This is a genomic window from Streptomyces sp. NPDC012835, from assembly GCF_042900885.1.
GTDB lineage: Bacteria > Actinomycetota > Actinomycetes > Streptomycetales > Streptomycetaceae > Streptomyces.
The window spans coordinates 234484-256106 of record NZ_JBIBBW010000001.1; the positions used below are offsets into that span (position 1 = coordinate 234484).

A 21623-nucleotide genomic window follows, 5' to 3' on the forward strand; every position below is an offset into this window, starting at 1 on the left:
AGCTCGGTGCCCGTGCAGGGCAATGCGCCCCGCACGGGGCTAGTCGGTCCCGGCGGCGCCCAGTTCGTCCGCCACGATGTCCCAGATCCGCCGCGCGGCCTCGGGGTTCAGCAGCATCTCGCGGTGCGGGCAGTCGAGCGTGTGCTCCCGGACCTCGCCGGACACCGAGACGCGCCACAGGTCGGCCTTCGCGTCCGAGTCACCGGAGATCAGCAGCAGGTCGCCGGCCGTCTTCCGCGTCCGGTGCGCCAGCAGGATCTTCGTGTTGTTGCGGACGATCCGGACGTACGCCTCGTGCTCCTCGCCGGTGAGGGCCTCGGCCACCGTGTTCTCCTGCTCGGCGAAGTCCGCCCGCACCTCAGCGGTGGGACGGCCGTCCACCGGGCTCGCGTCCACCACGACCAGGGCCGCCACCTCTTCGCCGGCCTCCTCCAGTTGAGCGGCCATCTCCTGGACGACATGGCCGCCGAAGGACCAGCCCAGCAGGTGGTACGGGCCGTGGGCCTGCACGGTACGGATCTGCGCGACGTAGTCGGCGGCCATCCGTGACAGCGAGTCGGGCAGCTCGGCCGCGCCCGCGTCCAGGCCCCGGGGCCGCAGGGCGTAGAACGGGTACTGCTCCGGCGCGCGGTCGGCCAGCCAGCCGTACTCCCAGCCGAGCCCCATGATGGCGTGGGCGCAGAAGAACGGGGCGTGGTCGCCGGCCGGCCGCAGGGGCACCAGCACGTCCGTGGGCTTCCGCTCGCCGCCCTCGGCGCTCCGGGCGAGGAGGCCGGCCACGGTCGGCGCCTCGAACACCGCCCGCATCGGCACCTCCATGCCGAGGACCGCCCGCATCCGGTTGACCAGCCGCACCGCCATCAGCGAGTGTCCACCCAGCTCGAAGAAGCTCTCCTCGGCCCCGACGGGCGCCACTCCGAGCACCTGCTCGAAGATCGAGCAGAGCAGCTGCTCCCGCAGCGTGGCCGGGCCCCGTCCGCCCCTCCCGGCGCCGGCCGAGTACTCCGGTGCGGGCAGCGCGGCCCGGTCCAGCTTGCCGTTCGCCGTCAGCGGCAGCCGCTCCAGCACCGCCACCGCCGAGGGCACCATGGAGTCCGGCAGCCGGCTCGCCGCGAACTGCCGCACCACCGTGTCCAGCCGCGCTCCGCCGTCACCGCCTCCGGCCTCACCGGTCGCCCCGTCACCGGCCCCGGCCTCCGCGACGACATAGGCCACCAGCCGCGCGTCACCAGGGGTGTCCTCACGGGCGACGACCGCCGCCTGCGCCACCCGGTCGTGTGCGGTCAGCGCCGCCTCGATCTCACCCGGCTCGATCCGGACACCCCGGATCTGCACCTGCTCGTCCACCCGGGCGACGAACTCCAGGCTTCCCTCGGCGTTCCACCGCACCACGTCCCCGGTCCGGTACATCGGCTCACCGGCCGGTCCGAACGGGCAGGCCACGAACCGCTCGGCCGTCAGCGCCGGACGTCCCAGATAGCCACGGGCCAGCCCGGCGCCGGCCACGTACAACTCGCCCGCCACGCCCGGCGGCACGGGCCGGAGCCCTCCGTCGAGCACATACGCCCGGATGTTCCACAGCGGCCGTCCGATCGGCACCGTCGTGCCGTCCCGCCGCGGATCGCACCGCCACGAGGTGACGGCGACCGACGCCTCGGTGGGGCCGTAGAGGTTGTGCAACGGCACGGACAGCACTGTGTGGAAGCGGTCGCGCACCGACGCCGGAAGTGCCTCCCCGATGCAGATGACCGTCCGCAGACCGGTGCACTTCTCCACGGCGGCGGCGTCCTCCAGGAACGCCCGCAGCATGGAGGGGACGAACTGGACGACCGTCACCTGTTCCCGGTCGATCAGTTCGGTGAGATACCCGGGATCGCGGTGGCCGCCGGGTCGGGCCATCACCATTCCGGCGCCGTTCAGCAACGGCCAGAACAGCTCCCACACCGAGGCGTCGAACGCGAACGACGCCTTCTGCACGATCCGGTCCGTCACGCTCAGGCGGAACTCCTCCTGCATCCAGGCCAGTTGGTTGACCACCCCGTGGTGCGGGACGGTCACGCCCTTCGGGGTGCCGGTGGACCCGGAGGTGTACATCACATAGGCCGGGTGGCCGGGCAGCAGCGGCGCCGTCCGGTCGGCGTCGGTGATCGCTCGGGCGTCCGCCGCGGCCACGGCCGCCCGCACCGCCGGGTCGTCCAGCCCGATCCACTCCGCCGCCCTGCCCGCCAACCGGTTTTGGCCGCAGCGGCGTTCGAGCAGATCGGCGGCGATCTCGCCGGTGCTCACCACGACCGCGGGAGAGGCGTCGGCGAGCACCTGCTCGATGCGCCGGAGCGGCTGGCCCGGGTCGATGGACAGGTAGGCGCCGCCGGCCTTGACGACGGCCAGGAGTGCGACGACCTGTTCCACCGAGCGGTCCAGGACGACACCGACCACGGCTTCCGGTCCCGCGCCGCGGGCGATCAGGTACCGGGCGAGCCTGCTGGTCCGCGCGTCCAGCTCCGCGTAGGAGATCCGCTCGCCCTCGTGGACGAGTGCGAGGGCGTCGGGGGTACGGTCGGCCTGCCGGCGGAACAGGTCGCCGAGGGTCGCTTCCGGCACCGGGCGGGCGGTGTCGTTCCACTCCTGGAGCATCCGCCGCTGTTCCGCGCCGTCGAGCAGGTCGATACGGTGGACCGGCGCGGCGGGATCGGCGGTGACCGCCTCCAGGACCCGCACCAGCCGGGCCGCCAGGGTCTCCACGGTGAGCTGGTCGAACAGCTCGGCCGCGAACACGATCCCGCCGTCCAGGCCGACCGGCGTCCCCGCTTCGTCACGACGCTCGTGGACCTCGATGTCCAGGTCGAACCTGGCCGACAGCAGCCCGGCGGGTTTCTCGGCCACCCGCACACCGGGCAGCCGCGGCACCGTCCGCGGGTTGTTCTGCACGGCGAGCAGGACCTGGAACAGCGGGGGCCTGGCCATCGAACGTGCCGGGGCGAGCTCCTCCACCAGCCGCTCGAAGGGGACGTCCTGGTGCTCGAACGCCTCCAGGCTGGCCGCGCGCACCCGGTCGAGCAGCTCCACGAAGTCCGGGTCGCCCGACAGGTCGGTGCGCAGCACGAGGGTGTTGGCGAAAAATCCGACGAGGTCGTCCAGGGCCTGGTCCAGCCGGCCGGCCACCGGGCTGCCGATGACGATGTCCCGGCCGGCTCCGCTCCTCGACAGCAGCACCGCGACCGCCGCGTGGAGCAGCATGAACATCGTCACGCCCTGACCGCGCGCCAGCTCGGTCAGCCCCGCGTACACCTCCGCCGGTATCCGCAGCGGCACCCATCCGGCGCGGCGGCTCGCCACCGCCGGCCGCGCCCGGTCGACCGGGAGGGCGAGCTCCTGGGGCGCCCCCCGGAGCCGGTCCTTCCAGTAGGCCACCTGCCCGGCGAGCACGCTTCCCGGGTCGTCCGCCTCGCCCAGCAACGCCCGCTGCCACAGCGTGTAGTCGGCGTACTGCACCGGCAGCGGCTCCCACTCCGGCGCGTGTCCCGCGCACCGCGCCGCGTACGCCTCCGACAGGTCCCGCCACAGCGGGCCCATCGACCACCCGTCCCCCGCGATGTGGTGGAGGACCACCGAGAGCACCCACTCCTCCCCGTCGGGCGACCCGCCGGGAGCCAGGCGGAACAGGTCGGCCCTGAGCGGGTGTTCGGCGGCGAGGTCGAAGGCGTGGGCGGCGAGCCCGCCGAGGCGTTCCTCCAGCTCCTCGGCCCCGACCGCGGTGACCGGCAGGTCGACTGCCGCCTCTTCGACGGGCCGGACGCGCTGGGACGGCTGGTCGCCCACCAGGGGAAAGGTGGTCCGCAGGCTCTCGTGCCGGGCCACGACGTCGCCGAGGGCCGCCCGCAGGGCCGCGGTGTCCAGCTGCCCGGACAGCCGCAGCCGCAGGCAGATGTTGTACATGTGGTTGGGCCCCTCCAGCCGGTCCAGGAACCACAGCCGGCTCTGCGCGGGGGACACCGGCAGCTCGCGCGGACGCGGGACGGCGACCACCGCCGGCCGCGCCGCGCCGCCGGGCCGCGCCAGCCCCCGGGCGAGACCGGCCGGGGTCGGCGCCTCGAACACGGCCCGTACGGAGACCTCCACCCCGAGGACGGCGCGGATGCGGCTGACGAGTCGCACCGCCAGCAGGGAGTGCCCGCCCAGGGCGAAGAAATCGTCCTCGGCCCCGACCCGCGGTACCCCCAGCACGTGTGCGAACGCCGAGCACACCAGCTCCTCGCGGGCGGTGGCCGGCGACCGCCCCGCACCGGAGCGGTGGTCCGGCGCCGGGAGCGCGGCCCGGTCGACCTTGCCGTTCGCCGTCAGCGGCAGCCGCTCCAGCACCATCACCGACGACGGCACCAGGTGCGACGGCAGCCGGGCCGCCAGGGACTCCCGTATCGCGGGGGCCACCGCGGTGGCGCCCGGTTCCCCGGCGGAGACGGCGTCGGGCCGGAGCACCACGTATCCGTGCAGGCGCTTGCCGCCCGGGGCGGCCTCGCGGACCACGACCACCGCCTGGGCGACCAGCTCGTGCGCGGCGAGCGCCGCCTCGGCCTCGGCGGGTTCGACCCGGAAGCCGCTGATCTTGACCTGGTCGTCCGTACGGCCCACGAACTCCAGCTGACCGGCACGGTTCCAGCGCACCAGATCGCCCGTCCGGTACATCCGCGCACCGGCTCCCTCGAAGGGACAGGCCACGAACCGCTCACCGGTCAGCCCCGGACGCCTCCGATACCCCCGGGCCAGCCCGGCGCCGGCCAGATACAGCTCTCCCACCACCCCCACCGGCACCGGAGCGAGCCGCTCGTCCAGCACGTACGCCCGGGTGTCGGCCAGCGGGCGTCCGAGGGGGATGTCGCCCCCGTCGCCGATGTCGGCCCCGGTGACCGGGTGGGTGTGGGTGTAGGTGGTGCTCTCCGTCGGGCCGTACCCGTTGACGAGCCGGGTGCCCGGCAGGGCTTCGAGCAGGGTCCGGCACTGCGGTACCGAGAGCACGTCCCCGCCCGTGAGGAGGGTGCGGACACCGCGCAGCGCCTCGACGTCGATGTCCACCACCTGGTGCAGCAGTCCCGTGGGCAGGACGGCGACGGTGACCCGGTGTCCGGCCAGGAAGCGGCCGAGGGCGGGCACGGACAGCGTCCCGGCGGGGCCGACCGCGAGTGTCGCCCCGTTGAGCAGGGGGATCCACATCTCGAAGGTGGTGCAGTCGAACGACACGGAGGCGAGGTGCGCCACGACTTCACCGGGACGTACGCCGGCGTACTCGGCCGGACGCACCAGACGGTCGATCCCCCGGTGGGTGACCGTGACGCCCTTGGGCGTGCCGGTGGAGCCTGAGGTGTAGATGACGTAGGCGGCCTGGTCGGGACGCGGCGGTACCGCTCGGTCCAGCCGGGTGAGCGGGCCGTCGTCCCGGCCGGCCACCGCCGCCCGCACCGCCGGATCGTCCAACGTGATCCGCTCCGGGCCCGCCCCCGGGCGGAGGGGGTCCGGGTCGGGCCGGTCGAGTCGGTCCGCGAGGGACGCGGTGGTGACCAGGGCGACCGGAGCCGCGTCGGCCACCATGAGACCGATGCGACCGGTGGGGTACGACGGGTCGATCGGCAGATAGGCGCCCCCGGCCTTCAGCACCGCCAGCAGCAGGACGATCCGCTCGGGCGAGCGGTCCATCACCACCGCCACCACGGATTCGGGACGCACCCCGTGGTCGATCAGGTGCCGGGCGAGGCGGTTGGATTCCGCGTCGAGCCGCGCGTACGTCATCCGCGCCGCGCCGCACACCAGCGCGACGGCGTCGGGGGTGCGGGCGGCCTGCGCCCCGAACAGCTCGGGCACGGTGGCGGCGGGTTCCGGGCGTGCTGTGTCGTTCCACTCGGTGAGGACGCGCCGCCGCTCGTCGGCGGCGAGGAGGTCGATTCCGCTCAGGGACCGCTGGGGGTCGGCCGTGATCGTGCGCAGGAGGTGGATCAGCCGGGTGACCAGCGTCTCGGCCGTGGCCCGGTCGAAGAGGTCGGCGGCGTAGGTGATCCCGCCGTTCAGACCGGCCGACCGCCCCTGGTCGTCGAAGCGCTCCTCGATCTGGAAGTCGAGGTCGAACTTGGCCATGCGGACCTCGGGGGGCCGGGCCTCGATGTCCAGGCCCGGCAGGTCGACCGCCGCCCCGGGAACGTTCTGTACCGCCAGCATGACCTGGAACAGCGGGTGCCTGGCCATGGAGCGGGCCGGGGCCAGCTCCTCCACCAACCGCTCGAAGGGCACCTCCTGGTGCTCCAGCGCACCCAGCACCCTCCGCCGCACCCGGCCCAGCACCTCGGCGAAACTCGGATCACCGGACAGATCGGTACGCACCACCAGCGTGTTCACGAAGAACCCCACCAGATCCTCCAGCGCCTGATCATTACGACCGGCCACCGGACTGCCGATCGCGACATCCTCCCCCGCACCCAGCTTCGACAGCAGCACCGCCACCGCCGCCTGCCACACCATGAACACCGTCACACCCTGCCGCGCCGCCAGCTCCGCCAACCCGGCACGCAGATCGGCCGGCACGGTCAGCGGCACCCAGCCGCCTCGGTGACTGGCCGCCGCGGGCCGTCGCCGGTCCGCCGGAAGCTCCAACTCCTCCGGGGCGCCGTCCAGTTCCGTTTTCCAGTACGCCACCTGACCGGCCAGCACACTGTCCGGTGCGCCCGGATCGCCCAGCATGTCCCGCTGCCACAGGCCGTAGTCGGCGTACTGCACCGCCAGCGGCTCCCAGCCCGGCGCGCGCCCGGCGCGGCGGGCGGCGTAGGCGGCGGACAGATCCCGTAGCAGCGGCCCCATGGACCAGCCGTCACCCGCGATGTGGTGCACGACCAGCACCAGCACGCACTCCCCCGTCACCACCGGGGCGTCCTGCGGCGGCGGCCGGTCCGAGCCGAGCGCGAACAGCGCGGCCCGCACGGGCAGTTCGCGCGCGAGGTCGAAGACGTGCGAGCACGCCCGGTCGATCTCAGCCTCCAGCCCGTCCGGGGCGACCGGGACCACCGGCAGCTCCACACCCGCCTCACCCACAGGCACGATCTCCTGGAACGGCTCCCCGTCCCGTTGCGGGAAACGCGTGCGCAGGCTCTCGTGGCGCGCCACCAGGTCGGCCAGCGCCGCCCGCAACGCCACCACATCCAGCCGCCCCGACAACCGCAGCACCAACGGAACGTTGTACAGCGCACTCGCGCCCTCAAGCCGGTCCACCAACCACAACCGCCGCTGCGCAAACGACAACGGCAACACCCCCGGACGCACCCCGGCCACCACAGCGGGCCGCACGGGCACACCACCCGCCTCAGCCAACCGCACCGCCAGACCCGCCACAGTCGGCGCCTCGAACACCGCCGGTACCGGGACCTCAAGACCCATGACCGCCCGGATCCGGCTGACCAGCCGCACGGCCAGCAGCGAATGCCCGCCCAGCGCGAAGAAGTCGTCCTCCACGGTGACCCGGGGCACATCGAGCACCTGGGCGAACACCGCGCACAGCAGCTCCTCGTACACGGTGGCCGGCCGCCTGCCGCCCTCCGTGCCGGCGGCGTGGTGCGGCGCGGGCAGCGCGGCCCGGTCGACCTTGCCGTTCACCGTCAGCGGCAGCCGCTCCAGCACCACCACCGCCGACGGCACCAGGTACTGCGGCAGCCGGCTCGCCAGGAAGTCCCGTGCCACCGTGGCGAATTCGACGTCGGCCGCGTCGTGGGTGAGGACGGCGTAGGCGGCGAGGTACTTGTCACCGGGGGTGTCCTCGCGGGCGAGGACGACCGCTTGGGCGACCAGCTCGTGCCGGGCCAGCACGGCCTCGACCTCACCCGGCTCGACGCGGAAGCCCCGGATCTTCACCTGGTCGTCCGCCCGGCTCACGAACTCCAGCTGACCGGCGCGGTTCCAGCGCATCACGTCGCCGGTCCGGTACATCCGCGCGCCGGCTCCCTCGAAGGGACAGGCCACGAAGCGCTCGCCGGTCGGTCCCGGACGGTTCAGATACCCCCGGGCCAGCCCGGCGCCGGCGATGTACAGCTCACCGGCCACGCCCGTCGGCACGGGGTTGAGGTACTCGTCGAGCACGTACATCCGTGTGTCGTCCATCGGATACCCGACCGGCACGACGTCCCCGAGCGACTCGGGATCCTGGATCGGTATCTGGGTGCCGATGACGGTCACCTCGGTCGGGCCGTACGTGTTGCGGACCGTGATCGGGGACGCGGCCTCCAGCACGCGCCGTACCGCCGCGGCGGGGACCACGTCCGCGCCGGTGAACACCTCGTGCACCCCGGCGAAGGCGGTGGGGTCCTCCTCGGCGATCACGCGGAACAGGCCGGCGGTCAACTGGACGTGGGTCAGCCTGTGTTCGCCGATCAGCGACCTGAGCAGCGCCGCGTCGATCCGGCCCCGGGGGGCGACGATCACCTGCCCGCCGGTCAGCAGCGGTACCCACAGTTCGAGGGTGGAGCCGTCGAAGGTGTGCGGCGCCGCGAACAGGCCCCTGGCCTGCCCGGAGAAGTGCCAGCAGCGGTCGCCCGCCAGTTCCAGGATGTCCCGGTGGGTGGTCGCGATGCCCTTGGGCTCACCCGTCGATCCGGACGTGAACATCACATAGGCCAGCTGGTCGGGCAGGACCCGCGCCGGTACGGGCGAGTCCGGCGCACCGGCCCACGGAGCCCGCGGCCCGTGCCCTTCGGCCACGACCTCCACCGTGCCGGCGTGCTCCCGCACGGCCGGCGCGTACACCGGGTCGACCAGGCACACGTCCACGCCGGCCTGCCGCAGCACCTGCCCGATGCGCTGGGCCGGCTGACCGGGGTCGACGGGCACATAAGCGCCGCCGGCCTTCAGCACCGCCAGCAGAGTGGTCACCAGATCGACCGACCGGTCCATGACCACCCCGACGAGGGACTCGGGTCCCACCCCGCGGTCGCTCAGGTACCGGGCGAGACGGTTGGACCGGGCCTCCAGTTCACCGTAGGAGACCCGTTCCCCGCCGGACGTCAGGGCAATGGCCGCGGGGGCACGGGTGGCGTGCTCGGTGAACAGCGCCGGCACCGTGACGGCGGCCGGACGGCGGTCGCCGTTCCACTCCGTCAGCAGTCGCCGCCGCTCGGCGGGGTCCAGCAGGTCCAGGCGGCTGATCGGGCGGGCGGGGCCGGCGGTGACGGTCTTCAGGAGGCGGAGCAACCGGGTGACCAGCGTCTCGGCCGTGGCCCGGTCGAAGAGGTCGGTGGCGTAGGTGAGCCCGCCGAGCATGCCGCCGGGGCGCCCCTGGCCGTCGAAGCGCTCGACGACCTGGAAGTCGAGATCGAGCTTGGCCATGGTGGCCCCGCCCGGACGGGCCTCGACGTGGAGGCCGGGCAGGTCGATCGTCGCCTCGGGTACGTTCTGCACCGTCATGGTGACCTGGAACAGCGGGTGCCTGGCCATGGAACGGGCCGGGGCCAGCTCCTCCACCAACCGCTCGAAGGGCACCTCCTGGTGCTCCAGCGCGCCCAGAGCGGACCGCCGCACCCGGCCCAGCACCTCGGCGAAGGTCGGGTCACCGGACAGATCGGTGCGCACCACCAGCATGTTCATGAACAACCCGACCAGATCCTCCACCGCCTGGTCGGTCCGTCCGGCGATCGCGCTGCCGATCGGGATGTCCTTGCCCGCGCCCAGCTTGGAGAGCAGCACCGCCAGGGCGGCCTGCCACACCATGAACATCGTCACGCCCTCGGCACGGGCCAACTCCGCCAGTCCGCCATGGAGTTCCGGCGGGACGTCGATCGCCGCCCAGCCGCCTCGGTGACTGGCCGCCGCAGGCCGTCGCCGGTCCACCGGAAGCTCCAACTCCTCCGGAGCGCCGTCCAGTTCCGTTTTCCAGTACGCCACCTGACCGGCCAGCACACTGTCCGGTGCGCCCGCATCGCCCAGCATGTCCCGCTGCCACAACGCGTAGTCCGCGTACTGCACCGCCAGCGGCTCCCAGCCCGGCGCGCGCCCGGCACACCGCGCCGCGTACGCCACCGACAGATCCCGCCACAGCACTCCCATGGACCAGCCGTCACCCGCGATGTGGTGCACGACCAGCACCAGCACGCACTCCCCCGTCACCGGCGCCCCGGCATCGGGGGACGGCCGATCGGCGCCCGGGGTGAACAGCGTGGCGCGCAGGAGCAGTTCGCGCGCGAGGTCGAAGACGTGCGAGCACGCCCGGTCGATCTCCGCCTCCAGCCCGTCCGGGGCGACCGGGACCACCGGCAGCTCCACACCCGCCTCGCGGGCAGGCACGATCTCCTGGAACGGCTCCCCCTCCACCACCGGGAAACGCGTCCGCAGGCTCTCGTGCCGCGCCACCACATCACCCAGCGCCGCCCCCAACGCCCCCACATCAAGCCGCCCCGACAACCGCAGCACCAACGGAACGTTGTACAGCGCACTCGCGCCCTCAAGCCGGTCCACCAACCACAACCGCCGCTGCGCAAACGACAACGGCAACACCCCCGGACGCACCCCGGCCACCACAGCGGGCCGCGCGGGCACACCACCCGCCTCAGCCAACCGCACCGCCAGACCCGCCACAGTCGGCGCCTCGAAGAGGACCCGGACGGGCAGTTCGACCCCCAGCACGGTGCGGATCCGGCTGGCCAGCCGCACCGCCTGCAACGAGTGCCCGCCCAGCGCGAAGAAACTGTCGTCGGCCCCGACCCGCTCCACGCCCAGCACCTGGGCGAACACCGCGCACAGCAGTTCCTCGTACACGGTGGCCGGCCGGCTTCGTGCCGTGCCGGAGCGGGAGTCGGAGGCGGCCGGGGCGACGGAGGCGGATGCCGCCCCCTCGTCGGCCCGGCGCACGAGCTCCAGCCGACCGGCGCGGTCCCATCGCATCACGTCACCGGTGCGGTACATCCGTGTGCCGGGCTCCTCGAACGGGCAGGCCACGCTCCGCTCGGCGACCTGACCCGGACGGTCGCTCTCCGCACGGGCGAGCCCGGCACCCGTCACATACAGCTCACCGGCCACCCCCGGCGGCACCGGTTCGAGGGAGCCGTCCAGGACGTAGACGCGCGTGCCGCCCGGCGGGGGCGCGAGGGGCGCGCGCTCCCCACCGGGTGCCGACGTCGCGAGGTCGGGCGTACGCCCGGGCCGCGCGGCGAACAGCTCCGGCAGCGTGTCCGCGGGCACGGAACGCGCGGCGTCGTTCCACTCCGTCAGGATCTGCCGCCGCTCCGCGGTATCCAGCGGGTCGATGCCGCGGATGGGCCGACGGGGGTCGGCGACGACCGCCCGCAGGATCCGGATCAGCCGGGTGACGAGCGTGTCCACCGTGGCCTGGTCGAACAGCTCGGCGGCATACGTGATGGCGCCGTCGAGGCCGGCGGGCAGGCCCAGCGAGTCGAAACGCTCGACCACCTCAAGGTCCAGGTCGAACTTGGCGCCCTGTGCCCCGGGCGGCACGGCGCCGACCTCGACGCCGGGCAGATCGAGCGCCACGTCCGGGACGTTGTGCAGGGTCAGGGCGACCTGGAACAGCGGGTGCCTGGCCATGGAACGGGCCGGGGCCAGCTCCTCCACCAAGCGCTCGAAGGGCACCTCCTGGTGCTCCAGCGCGCCCAGCACCCGCTGCCGTACCCGGCCCAGCACCTCGGCGAAGCTCGGGTCACCGGACAGATCGGTACGCACCACCAGCGTGTTCGCAAAGAACCCGACCAGATCCTCCAGCGCCTGGTCGTTGCGGGCGGCCACCGGGCTGCCGATCGCGATGTCCTCCCCCGCACCCAGCTTCGACAGCAGCACCGCCACCGCGGCCTGCCACACCATGAACATCGTCACGCCCTCGGCACGGGCCAGCTCCGCCAGTTCGGTGTGCAGTTCCGCGGGCATCCGGAAGCTCGCCAGCCCGCCCCGGTGGCCGGCCTCCGCGGGCCGCGGCCGGTCCACCGGCAGGGCGAGTTCCTCCGGCGCCCCGGCCAGCGTCTTGCGCCAGTACGCCATCTCGCCGGCCAGCACACTGTCCGGATCGTCCGCCTCGCCCAGCAGCTTGCGCTGCCACAGTGTGTAGTCGGCGTACTGCACCGGCAGCGGCTCCCACCCCGGCGCGCGCCCGGCACACCGCGCCGCGTAGGCCACCGACAGATCCCGCCACAGCAGCCCCAGCGACCACCCGTCGGCCGCGATGTGGTGCACGACCAGCGCCAGCACGCACTCCCCCGTCACCACCGGGGCGTCCTGCGGCGGCGGCCGGTCCGAGCCGAGCGCGAACAGCGCGGCCCGCACGGGCAGTTCGGTCGCCGGGTCGAAGGCGTGGGAGGTGGCCCCTTCGATCCGCTCCGCCAGTTCGTCAGCGGTGGCGACCGGGACCAGAGGCAGGGCGACCCGCGCCTCGGCGACGGGCACGATCTCCTGGTACGCCTCGCCCTCCACCGCAGGGAAGCGGGTCCGCAGGCTCTCGTGCCGCGCCACCACGTCGGCCAGCGCCGCGCGCAGCGCCGCCACGTCCAGCCGCCCGGACAACCGCAGCACCAGCGGGACGTTGTACAGCGGGCTCGCCCCTTCGAGACGGTCCAGGAACCACAGCCGGCGCTGGGCGTACGACAGCGGCAGCGCCCCCGGACGCGGCCCGGCCGCCACGGCGGGCCGGGCGGGCACCCCACCGGCCTCCGCCAACCGCACCGCCAGACCCGCCACGGTCGGCGCCTCGAACACCGTCCGCACCGGCACCTCCGCACCGAAGACCGCGCGGATCCTGCCGACCAGCCGCACGGCGAGCAGCGAATGCCCGCCGAGGGAGAAGAAGTCGTCGTCGGCCCCGACGCGGGGCATGCCCAGCACCTGCGCGAAGAGCGAACTCAGCAGCTCCTCGCGCATGGTGACGGGCCGCCGCCCCGCGTCGGGCGCGTGGGACGGCGCCGGGAGGGCGGCCCGGTCCAGCTTGCCGTTCACCATCAGCGGCAGCCGCTCCAGTACGACGATCGACGACGGCACCATGTACTCCGGCAGCCTGCTCGCCAGGTACCCGCGTACGGCCGGCTCCAGCTGCCCGCCGGTGCCCGTGCCGGGGTCAGCGGTGGGGACGAGGTAGGCCGCCAGGCGCTTGTCACCGGGGGTGTCCTCCCGGACGACGACCACGGCCTGCGCGACCCGCTCGTGCGCGGCCAGCACCGCCTCGATCTCGCCCGGCTCGATCCGGAAGCCGCGGATCTTCACCTGGTCGTCGGCGCGGCCGACGTAGAGGAGCTGACCGTCAGCGGTCCAGCGCACCCTGTCGCCGGTGCGGTACATGCGCCCGCCGTGGGGCTCCGGGCGGCTCCCGGCCGCCGGACCGGCGGCGGGCTCCGCCGCCGCCTGGAACGGATCGGCCACGAACCGGCCGGCGGTGAGCCCCGGGCGGTTCAGGTACCCACGGGCGACACCGGAGCCGGAGACGTAGAGGTCGCCCACCACTCCCACCGGTACGGGCGCGAGGTGTTCGTCGAGGACGTAGACGCCGGTGTTGGGGAGGGGCCGGCCGACGCAGGGCAGGTCACCGGGGCGCAGCGGGCCCGCGGACGCGGCGATCACGGTGGTCTCGGTCGGTCCGTACGCGTTGCCGAACCAGCGGCCGGCGCCCCACCGGTCGACGAGTTCGGAGCTCAGTGCCTCGCCCGCGACCAGCAGTGTCCGTACGGTCGCCAGGTCGGCCTCGGTCTCCACCATGCCGAGGACCGTGGGCGGGAGTTGCAGGTGCGTGACGGCGTGCCGGGCGATCACACCGGCCAGTCCGGCTCCGGGCAGCAGTTGCTCGGCCGGGGCCACCACCAGGCACGCCCCCGCGGAGAACGCCATCATGATCTCCCAGGTCGCGACGTCGAAGCCGATCGAGGCGAACTGCAGCAGCCGGCTGTCGCCGTCCAGGTCGGGCCAGCGGTCGGCCATGAGGTTCACGGCGTTCGCGTGCTCCACCACGACGCCCTTGGGCGTCCCGGTGGAGCCGGAGGTGTAGATCACGTAGGCGGCGTGGTCCGGACGCAGCGGGGTGATCCGGTCGGCCTGGGTGAGTGCGCGCGGGTCCTGGTCGGCCGTCGCCGCCAGGACCGCCGGGTCGTCCAGCACGATCCACCGCGGTCCGGCGTCCGGTCCGTGGCCGTCCGCGTGGGGTTCCCGCAGCCGGTCGGCGATCGCCGTGGAGGTGAGCAGGGCGACCGGGGCGGCGTCGGCGCACAGGAAGGCGACGCGTGCGGCGGGCTGGCCGGGGTCGATCGGGAGGTAGGCGCCACCGGCCTTGAGCACCGCCAGCAGCGCGGTGATCAGGTCGGGCGAGCGGTCCATCACCACGGCGACCAGGGACTCCGGCCCCACGCCGCGGGTGATCAGATACCGGGCGAGGCGGTTGGAACGCGCCTCCAGCTCGGCGTAGGAGAGCCGCAGGTCTTCGTGGGCCAGGGCGTCGGCGTCGGGGGTGCGGACGGCCCGGGCGGTGAACATGTCCGCCAGGGTGGTGACGGGCACCGGGCGGGCGGTGTCGTTCCACTCCGCCAGAATGCGCCGTCGCTCGGCCGCGGGGAGGACGTCGATGTGCTGGAGCGGGGTGTCCGGGTGCTGTTCCAGGGCGTTGATCAGGTTCTCGGTGGTGGTGTGCAGCAGGCGGGTGATCATGTCCGGGTCGATCGCCGCGGCCACCTGCACCACGAAGGCGAACTCGTAGTCGCTGTCGTCCACGGACACGACGAGGGGGTAGTTGGTCCGGTCCCAGGAGCCGACGATCTCGGCCCCGTGCGGCCTGGGCGCCACCCAGTCGCCGCTGAAGAAGTGGCGGTAGTTCAGCAGGGCGGTGAACAGCGGAGCGGGGGCGCGGACGCCGCTGGCCCGCTGGGCGAGGGCCAGTGAGGCGTGCTCGTGCACGATCAGGTCGGCGAGCTGGGTCTGCATCGCGCGCATCGCGTCCCGCACACCGACGCCGCTGCCGGCCCGGGCGCGCACCGGCAGCGTGTTGATGAAGAGTCCCGGAACGCGGTCGGCGCCCGCTCCGGCGTTCATCCGTCCGAACAGCACGGTGCCGAACACCACGTCGTCGCGGCCGGACACCGCTGCCAGGACGCGGGCCCACACGGTGTGGAACACCGTCGCCGGGCTCACCCCCAGCAGGCCGGCCTGCTGCCGCAACCGCACCGCCAGCCGCCCGTCCACCGGCAGCCGGGCCTCCCGGACAGCCGTACCGTCCCCGTGCACGTCCACCAGCCCGAACGGAACCGTCGGCTCCGCCACGTCTCCCAGCAGTTCGGCGAAGTACCGCTCGTGCTCCGCCGGCGGTATGCCCAGCCGTGCCTGCGCCACGAACGTGCGGAACGGCAGGGGCGCCGGGAGCTGGTCGCCCCGACCGTCCAGGATCTCGTGCATCTCGTCCAGCACCAGGTCCAGGGCGGTGTGGTCCTGCACGAGATGGTGGAACTGCAGCACGCCGTGCCAGCGTTCACCGTCCGGATCGGCCGCGACGCACACCCGCAGCAACGGGCGCCGGGCGATGTCCATCGCCGAACCGCTCGCTGCCAGCAACTCCTGTACGGTGTCCGGGCTTTCGCCGTCCAGGGTGATTTCCCGTACGGGGAGCCGCGCTTCGCGGAGCACCACCTGGACCGGCTCCCGCAGGCCCTCCCACAGGAACACCGTCCGGAATGTGTCGTGCCGGTCCACGACCGTCTGGAAAGCGTCCAGGTAGCGGTCCAGCCGGGCCCGGGAATCGAACTCCAGCACCATGGACACGACGTACGCGTCGTTGCCGGTGTCCCGCATGAGGTGGTGGAAGAAGATGCCTTCCTGCAGCGGCGCCAGCGGATACACGTCCGCCACGTTCGCCGCCCCGCCCGGTACCCGCGTGACGATCCGTTCGACCTCCTCGGTGGTCAGATCGACGAGCGGCAGCATGCCCGGCGTGATCGCCGCCGCGCCCGCCGGAATCATGTTCGGGGGAACCTCGATCTCGGACCGACCGGCCACCACGGCCAGACTGGCCACCGTCGGTGCCGTGAACAACGACTGCACGTCGACCGCCAGCGCGCGCTGCCGCAGCCGTTCGACCAAGGACACCGCGAGCAGCGAATGCCCGCCCAGCTCGAAGAAGTTGTCGTCGACACCGACCCGCGGCAGCCCGAGCACCGCGGCGAACTCCTCGCACAGGATCTCCTCGCGCGGTGTGCGCGGCCCGTGCTCCCGCACGGACACGTCGGGCGCCGGCAGCGCCTTCCGGTCCAGCTTCCCGTTCACCGTCAACGGCAGGGCGTCCAGCACCACCACCGCGGTCGGCACCATGTACTCGGGCAGGTACGCGCCCGCGTACGTACGCAGTTCACCGGCGAGTGCGCTCGGGTCCTCCCGGGCCGCGGGGTCCCCCTGGCCGTGGGCACGCGCGGATCCGGGCGTCGCCGGGACCACGTACGCCACCAGACGCCTGTCGCCCGGCTGGTCCTCCCGGACCACCACCGTGGCCTGCCCCACCTGTTCGTGGGCGAGCAGCACGGCCTCCACCTCGCCCGGCTCGATCCGGAACCCGCGGATCTTGACCTGGTCGTCCGCCCGTCCCACGAACTCCAGCCGTCCGCCGCGGGTCCAGCGCACCACGTCCCCGGTCCGGTACATCCGCCCGCCGGCGCCCTCGAACGAGCAGGCCACGAACCGCTCGGCGGTCAGGCCAGGGCGGTGCGGGTATCCCCGGGCGAGCCCGGCACCGGCCACGTACAGCTCGCCCGCCACCCCCACCGGCACCGGTTGGAGGAAGCCGTCGAGAACGTACACCCGGGTGTTGTCCAGCGGGTGCCCGATGAGGCTGCCCACGTGTTCCCCGTCCACCGTGGCCGCGTCGAGCCGGAGGTGGCTGACGTGCACGGTGGTCTCGGTGATGCCGTACATGTTCACCAGCGCCGGCGCCCCGTCCCGGTGCCGGGCGTACCACTCCCGCAGCCGGGGCAGGTCGAGCGCCTCGCCGCCGAACACCACCAGCCGCAGCGCCAGTCCGGCGCTCACCTCGGCGTGCTGCCCGTCGGCCCGCACGAGCTGGTGGAAGGCCGAGGGGGTCTGGCTGAGCACCGTCACCCGCTCCCGCTCCAGCAGGCGCAGGAACTCCTCGGGGGAGCGCGAGACCTCGAACGGAACCACCACCAGGCGTCCGCCGTGCAGCAAGGCGCCCCACAGCTCCCACACCGAGAAATCGAACGCGAAGGAGTGGAACCAGGTCCACACGTCCGCGCCGTCGAAGCCGAACCGCTCCCCCGCCCCCTGAAGGAGGGCCACCACACTCGCGTGAGCGACCGAGACCCCCTTGGGCGCACCGGTCGATCCGGAGGTGTAGATCACATAGGCCGGGTGCTGGGGCCGGAGCGGGGCGGCTCGGTCGGCCTGGACCAGGGCGTGTGCGTCCTGCCCGGCCACCGAGGACCGCACCTGCGGATCGTCCAGCACGACCCACCGCGGCGCGGACAGTCCGGCTTGTGCTCCTGACCGGCCCAGGCGGCCGGAGACCTCGGCAGTGGTCAGCAGGGCGGCCGGGGCCGCGTCGGCGACCGTCGAGGCGACGCGCTCGGACGGGTACTCCGGGTCGACGGGCAGATACGCGCCACCCGCCTTCATCACCGCCAGCAGCGCGGTGACCAGCTCGGGCGAGCGGTCCATCACCACGGCCACCAGCGACTCCGGGCCCACCCCCCGCGCGATCAGGTACCGGGCCAACCGGTTGGACTCCGCGTCCAGTTCCGCGTACGTGACCCGTTGCCCGCCCGACACCACGGCCACGGCCCCGGGAGTGCGGGCCGCCTGCGCGGCGAACAGCTCCGGCACCGTCGCGGCCGCCACCGGGCGTGCGGTGTCGTTCCACTCGACCAGCGTCCGGCGGCGTTCTTCGGCGTCCAGCACCTCAAGGCGGTCCAGCCCGACTCCGGGATCGGCGACGACCCCGCGCAGGACCCGGACGAGGCGGGCCACGAGGTCTTCCGCCGTGGCCCGGTCGAACAGGGCGGCGGCGTAGATGAGCGCGGCGTCCGTACCGGCCGGCCGGCCCTGGCTGTCGAACCGTTCCATCACCTGGAAGTCCAGGTCGAACTTGGCCAGGGGCACCTCTCCCAGCCGGGCCCGGACCACCAGGCCCGGCAGGTCCACCGTGCCCTCGGGGGTGTTGTGGAGTGTGACATTGACCTGGAACAGCGGATGCCGGCCCGCCGAGCGGGCCGGGGCCAGCTCCTCCACCAACCGCTCGAAGGGCACCTCCTGGTGTTCCAGCGCACCCAGCACCCTCCGCCGCACCCGGCCCAGCACCTCGGCGAAACTCGGATCACCGGACAGATCGGTACGCACCACCAGCGTGTTCACGAAGAACCCCACCAGATCCTCCAGCGCCTGATCATTACGACCGGCCACCGGACTGCCGATCGCGACATCCTCCCCCGCACCCAGCTTCGACAGCAGCACCGCCACCGCCGCCTGCCACACCATGAACACCGTCACACCCTGCCGCGCCGCCAGCTCCGCCAACCCGGCACGCAGGTCGGCCGGCAGGTCGATCCGTACCAGTCCGCCGGCGTGATCGGTGGTCGCCGGCCGCGGCCGGTCCACCGGCAGGGCCAGTTCCTCCGGCGCCCCGGCCAGCGTCTCGCGCCAGTACGCGAGTTGCCTGGCCAGCACACTGTCCGGGTCGTCCGCCTCGCCCAGCAACTCCCGCTGCCACAGGCCGTAGTCGGCGTACTGCACCGGCAACGGTTCCCAGTCCGGCGCGCGCCCGGCACACCGCGCCGCGTACGCCGCGGAGAGATCCCGCCCCAGCGGGGCCACCGACCACCCGTCGCCCGCGATGTGGTGCACCACCAGCACCAGCACGCACTCACCGGTCACCACCGCGTCGCGGTCCGCCGAAGGCCGCCCGGACACCGGCGTGAGCAGCGTGGCCCGCAGGGGGATGTCGGCCGCCAGGTCGAAGACCTCCAGGGACGCGCGGACGATACCGGACTCCACCGCTTCGGCGGGAGTGGGAACCAGGGTCAGCCCGACGCTCGCCTCGTCCGGGGTGAGGATCTGCTGGTACGGCTCCCCGTCCCGTTGCGGGAAACGTGTGCGCAGGCTCTCGTGCCGGGCCAGGACGTCGTCCAGCGCGGCCCGCAGCGCCACGACGTCCAGCCGTCCGGACATCCGCAGCACCAGCGGGATGTTGTAGAGCGCGGTCGGGCCTTCCATCTGGTCCAGGAACCACATCTGACGCTGCGCGTACGACGCGGGGATCACAAGAACTCCTTACGGGCGGGCGCATCCGACGAAGGAAGGAGAACGTCTGTGACAGGGCTGCGGGCGATCCCCGCGGCAGCCGGGGATCCGGGCGCCGACCCAACCGTGCATCCACTCCAACGGGTGCGATGCTCCAAAGACATGCCTGCTCACGGCATCGGTGGGAGCCACAGTTACGCCTCGCCCCGCGGTTCTCCCGCCGTTCCGCCGGCCGGGTCGGCCCCGGAGCGGCGCTCGTGTCCCCACTCCCGCGGAGGCGCGCGGACGAGGTGGCGGCAGGGAGCCCGGCCCGCCGGTCGATGCCTCGACGGCGCCCCGCCGATGCCGGGGGCGTGCGGTACCGCGGCCGTAACGGCGGTCGTCACCGATGTCGCCGGACCGCGCGTCACCGAATCATGACGCATGGAAGATCGGTCACGGGCGCCGGACCGGTTGTCCCACCCTTCGCAGCCGTACGGCGGGGCCGACCGGGACCGGCCGCCTCTGCCCGATGTCACCCGGCTCGCATGCGTGGGACACCCTACGACGCCCTGCTTCGAGAAGTTTCCTCCTCAATTCGGAAGTGACGCATGAACAGTACCGACTCCAGGGAGACCGCCGCCGATCTCGCCGCCGACGCCGCTCTCCTCGAGATCGCCGAGGGCCTCGGCCTCTCCGCCCTCCTGGACCGGGCCGCGCCCTTCACCCTCCACGAGGTGACGGCCACCGCCGAGGTGCCCGAGTCCGGTGCCGCCGCGTTTCTGGACGCGCTGCTCCGCGCGGGACTGCTGGAGCGGGGCGAGGACGCGCACCACTTCACCCCCTGCTCCGACATGGCGGACCGCCGGTACGCGGCCGGCTACCTCTCCTGGGCGCTCAACGCGAACCGCCCGTACATCGACAACGCGGGGCTGTTTCTCCGCGATCCGGAGGCGGCGGGCGGGCAATACCGGCGGGACGGGCGGCGGGTGGCGGTCTCGTCCCGGTGGATCGGGTCGTACGGCTTCTACCCCGGCGTCATCTCGGAGATCACCCGGCGCGAACCCCGGCGGATCGTGGATCTCGGCGCGGGAACGGCCGGACTGCTGATCCATCTGCTGACCACCCTGCCGGACAGCACCGGGCTGGCACTGGACCTGAGCGCGGCGGCCTGCGAGGAGGCCGAAGGGGCCGCCCGGCGGGCCGAGGTCGGCGATCGTCTGCGGGTGGTGAACCGTTCGATCGAATCGCTCGCCGATGACCCCTCTCCGGTGCGCGACGCGGACGTCGTGCACGCCGGATTCGTGATGCACGACGTGGTGAGCAGGCCCGACGTGCTCGACGGTGTGCTGCGCACCTGCCGGGCGTCGATCGCGGACGGCGGGTGCCTCGTGGTGACCGACGCGGTGCCCTACGTCGCCGGTCCGAGGGAGCGCGGCTTCAGCGCACTCTTCACCTACCTGCACGCCGGCTCGATGGACGTACGGCTGCCGCCCGAGGAGGAGTGGCACGCCGCGTTCCGCCGGGCCGGGTTCTCGGACGTGACCAGCACACCGCTGCGGATGCCCGGCAGCCGGATGTTCGTGGCCGCCGGATAGGACGGGAGCACTGTGACGATATCGGCCGAGGACACCACGGCACGGGCGAGAGCCCTCTACGAGGCGCGCGCGAAGCGGGTACCCGTCGCGCCGTTCACCGACGCCGACCCCACCCTGGGCATGGACGACGGGTACGCCGTCCAGCGCGAACTCGTGCGGATGCTCGTCGCGGACGGCGATCGCGTCGTCGGGTACAAGGCGGGCCTCACCTCCGCCGCGATGCAGGACATGTTCGGTGTCGACACGCCGGACTACGGCCCCGTGCTGGCCTCCACCGTGTACGGGGGCGGGGCGACCGTCTCGTGCGACTCGTTCATCGCGCCCAAGGTGGAGGCGGAGATCGTCTTCCGGCTCGGCGCGCCCCTCAAGGGCCCCGGCGTCACGCCGGAGCAGGCGCGCGGCGCCGTCGCCGAGATCATGGCGGGGCTGGAGATCGTCGACTCCCGGATCGAGGACTGGCGCATCGGCCTCGCCGACACCATCGCGGATCTCGCGTCGAACGGTGCCGTGGCCCTGGCCCGGCCCGTCGTCTCCCCCGCGCGGTGCGACCCCCGTCTGATCGGCATGGTGTTCTCGCGCAACGGCGAGATCGTGGCGACCGGCGCCGGCGCCGCTGCCCTGGGGGATCCGGTCGCCGTCGTGGCATGGCTGGCGAACGTGCTCGGCGCGCGCGGGGTGTCCCTGGAGGCGGGGCAGCTGATCATGACGGGGGCGCTCCACGCCGCGGTCCCGATGGGTCCCGGGGACACGTTCGTCGCCGAGTTCGACCGCCTGGGCTCCCTCACCCTGCACGTGGACGGACCCTAGGGCCAC

General features: G+C 73.3%; 3 protein-coding genes. 2 read left to right on the top strand and 1 reads right to left on the bottom strand.

The genetic code is table 11. From position 1 onward, the window contains the following. Positions 1–39: 39 nt before the first annotated feature. Positions 40–19254, bottom strand: coding sequence for a non-ribosomal peptide synthase/polyketide synthase (locus ACFY6S_RS01040; RefSeq protein ID WP_389461100.1), 19215 nt, complete (start codon positions 19252–19254; stop codon positions 40–42). Between the two features lie 569 nt (positions 19255–19823). Here ACFY6S_RS01040 and ACFY6S_RS01045 point away from each other — a divergent pair. Together ACFY6S_RS01045 and ACFY6S_RS01050 are read left to right on the top strand one after the other, a co-directional pair. Further along, a complete protein-coding gene (locus ACFY6S_RS01045) occupies positions 19824–20810 on the top strand; it encodes a class I SAM-dependent methyltransferase (RefSeq protein ID WP_388830116.1) in 987 nt (328 codons plus the stop codon). A gap of 12 nt (positions 20811–20822) precedes the next feature. Continuing rightward, positions 20823–21617, top strand: coding sequence for a 2-keto-4-pentenoate hydratase (locus ACFY6S_RS01050; RefSeq protein WP_388830119.1), 795 nt, complete (start codon positions 20823–20825; stop codon positions 21615–21617). Positions 21618–21623 lie beyond the last annotated feature (6 nt).

Coding starts and splice junctions, on each gene's coding strand:
- ACFY6S_RS01045 (WP_388830116.1), top strand. CDS start 19,824: ATGAACAGTACCGACTCCAGGGAGACCGCCGCCGATCTCGCCGCCGAC.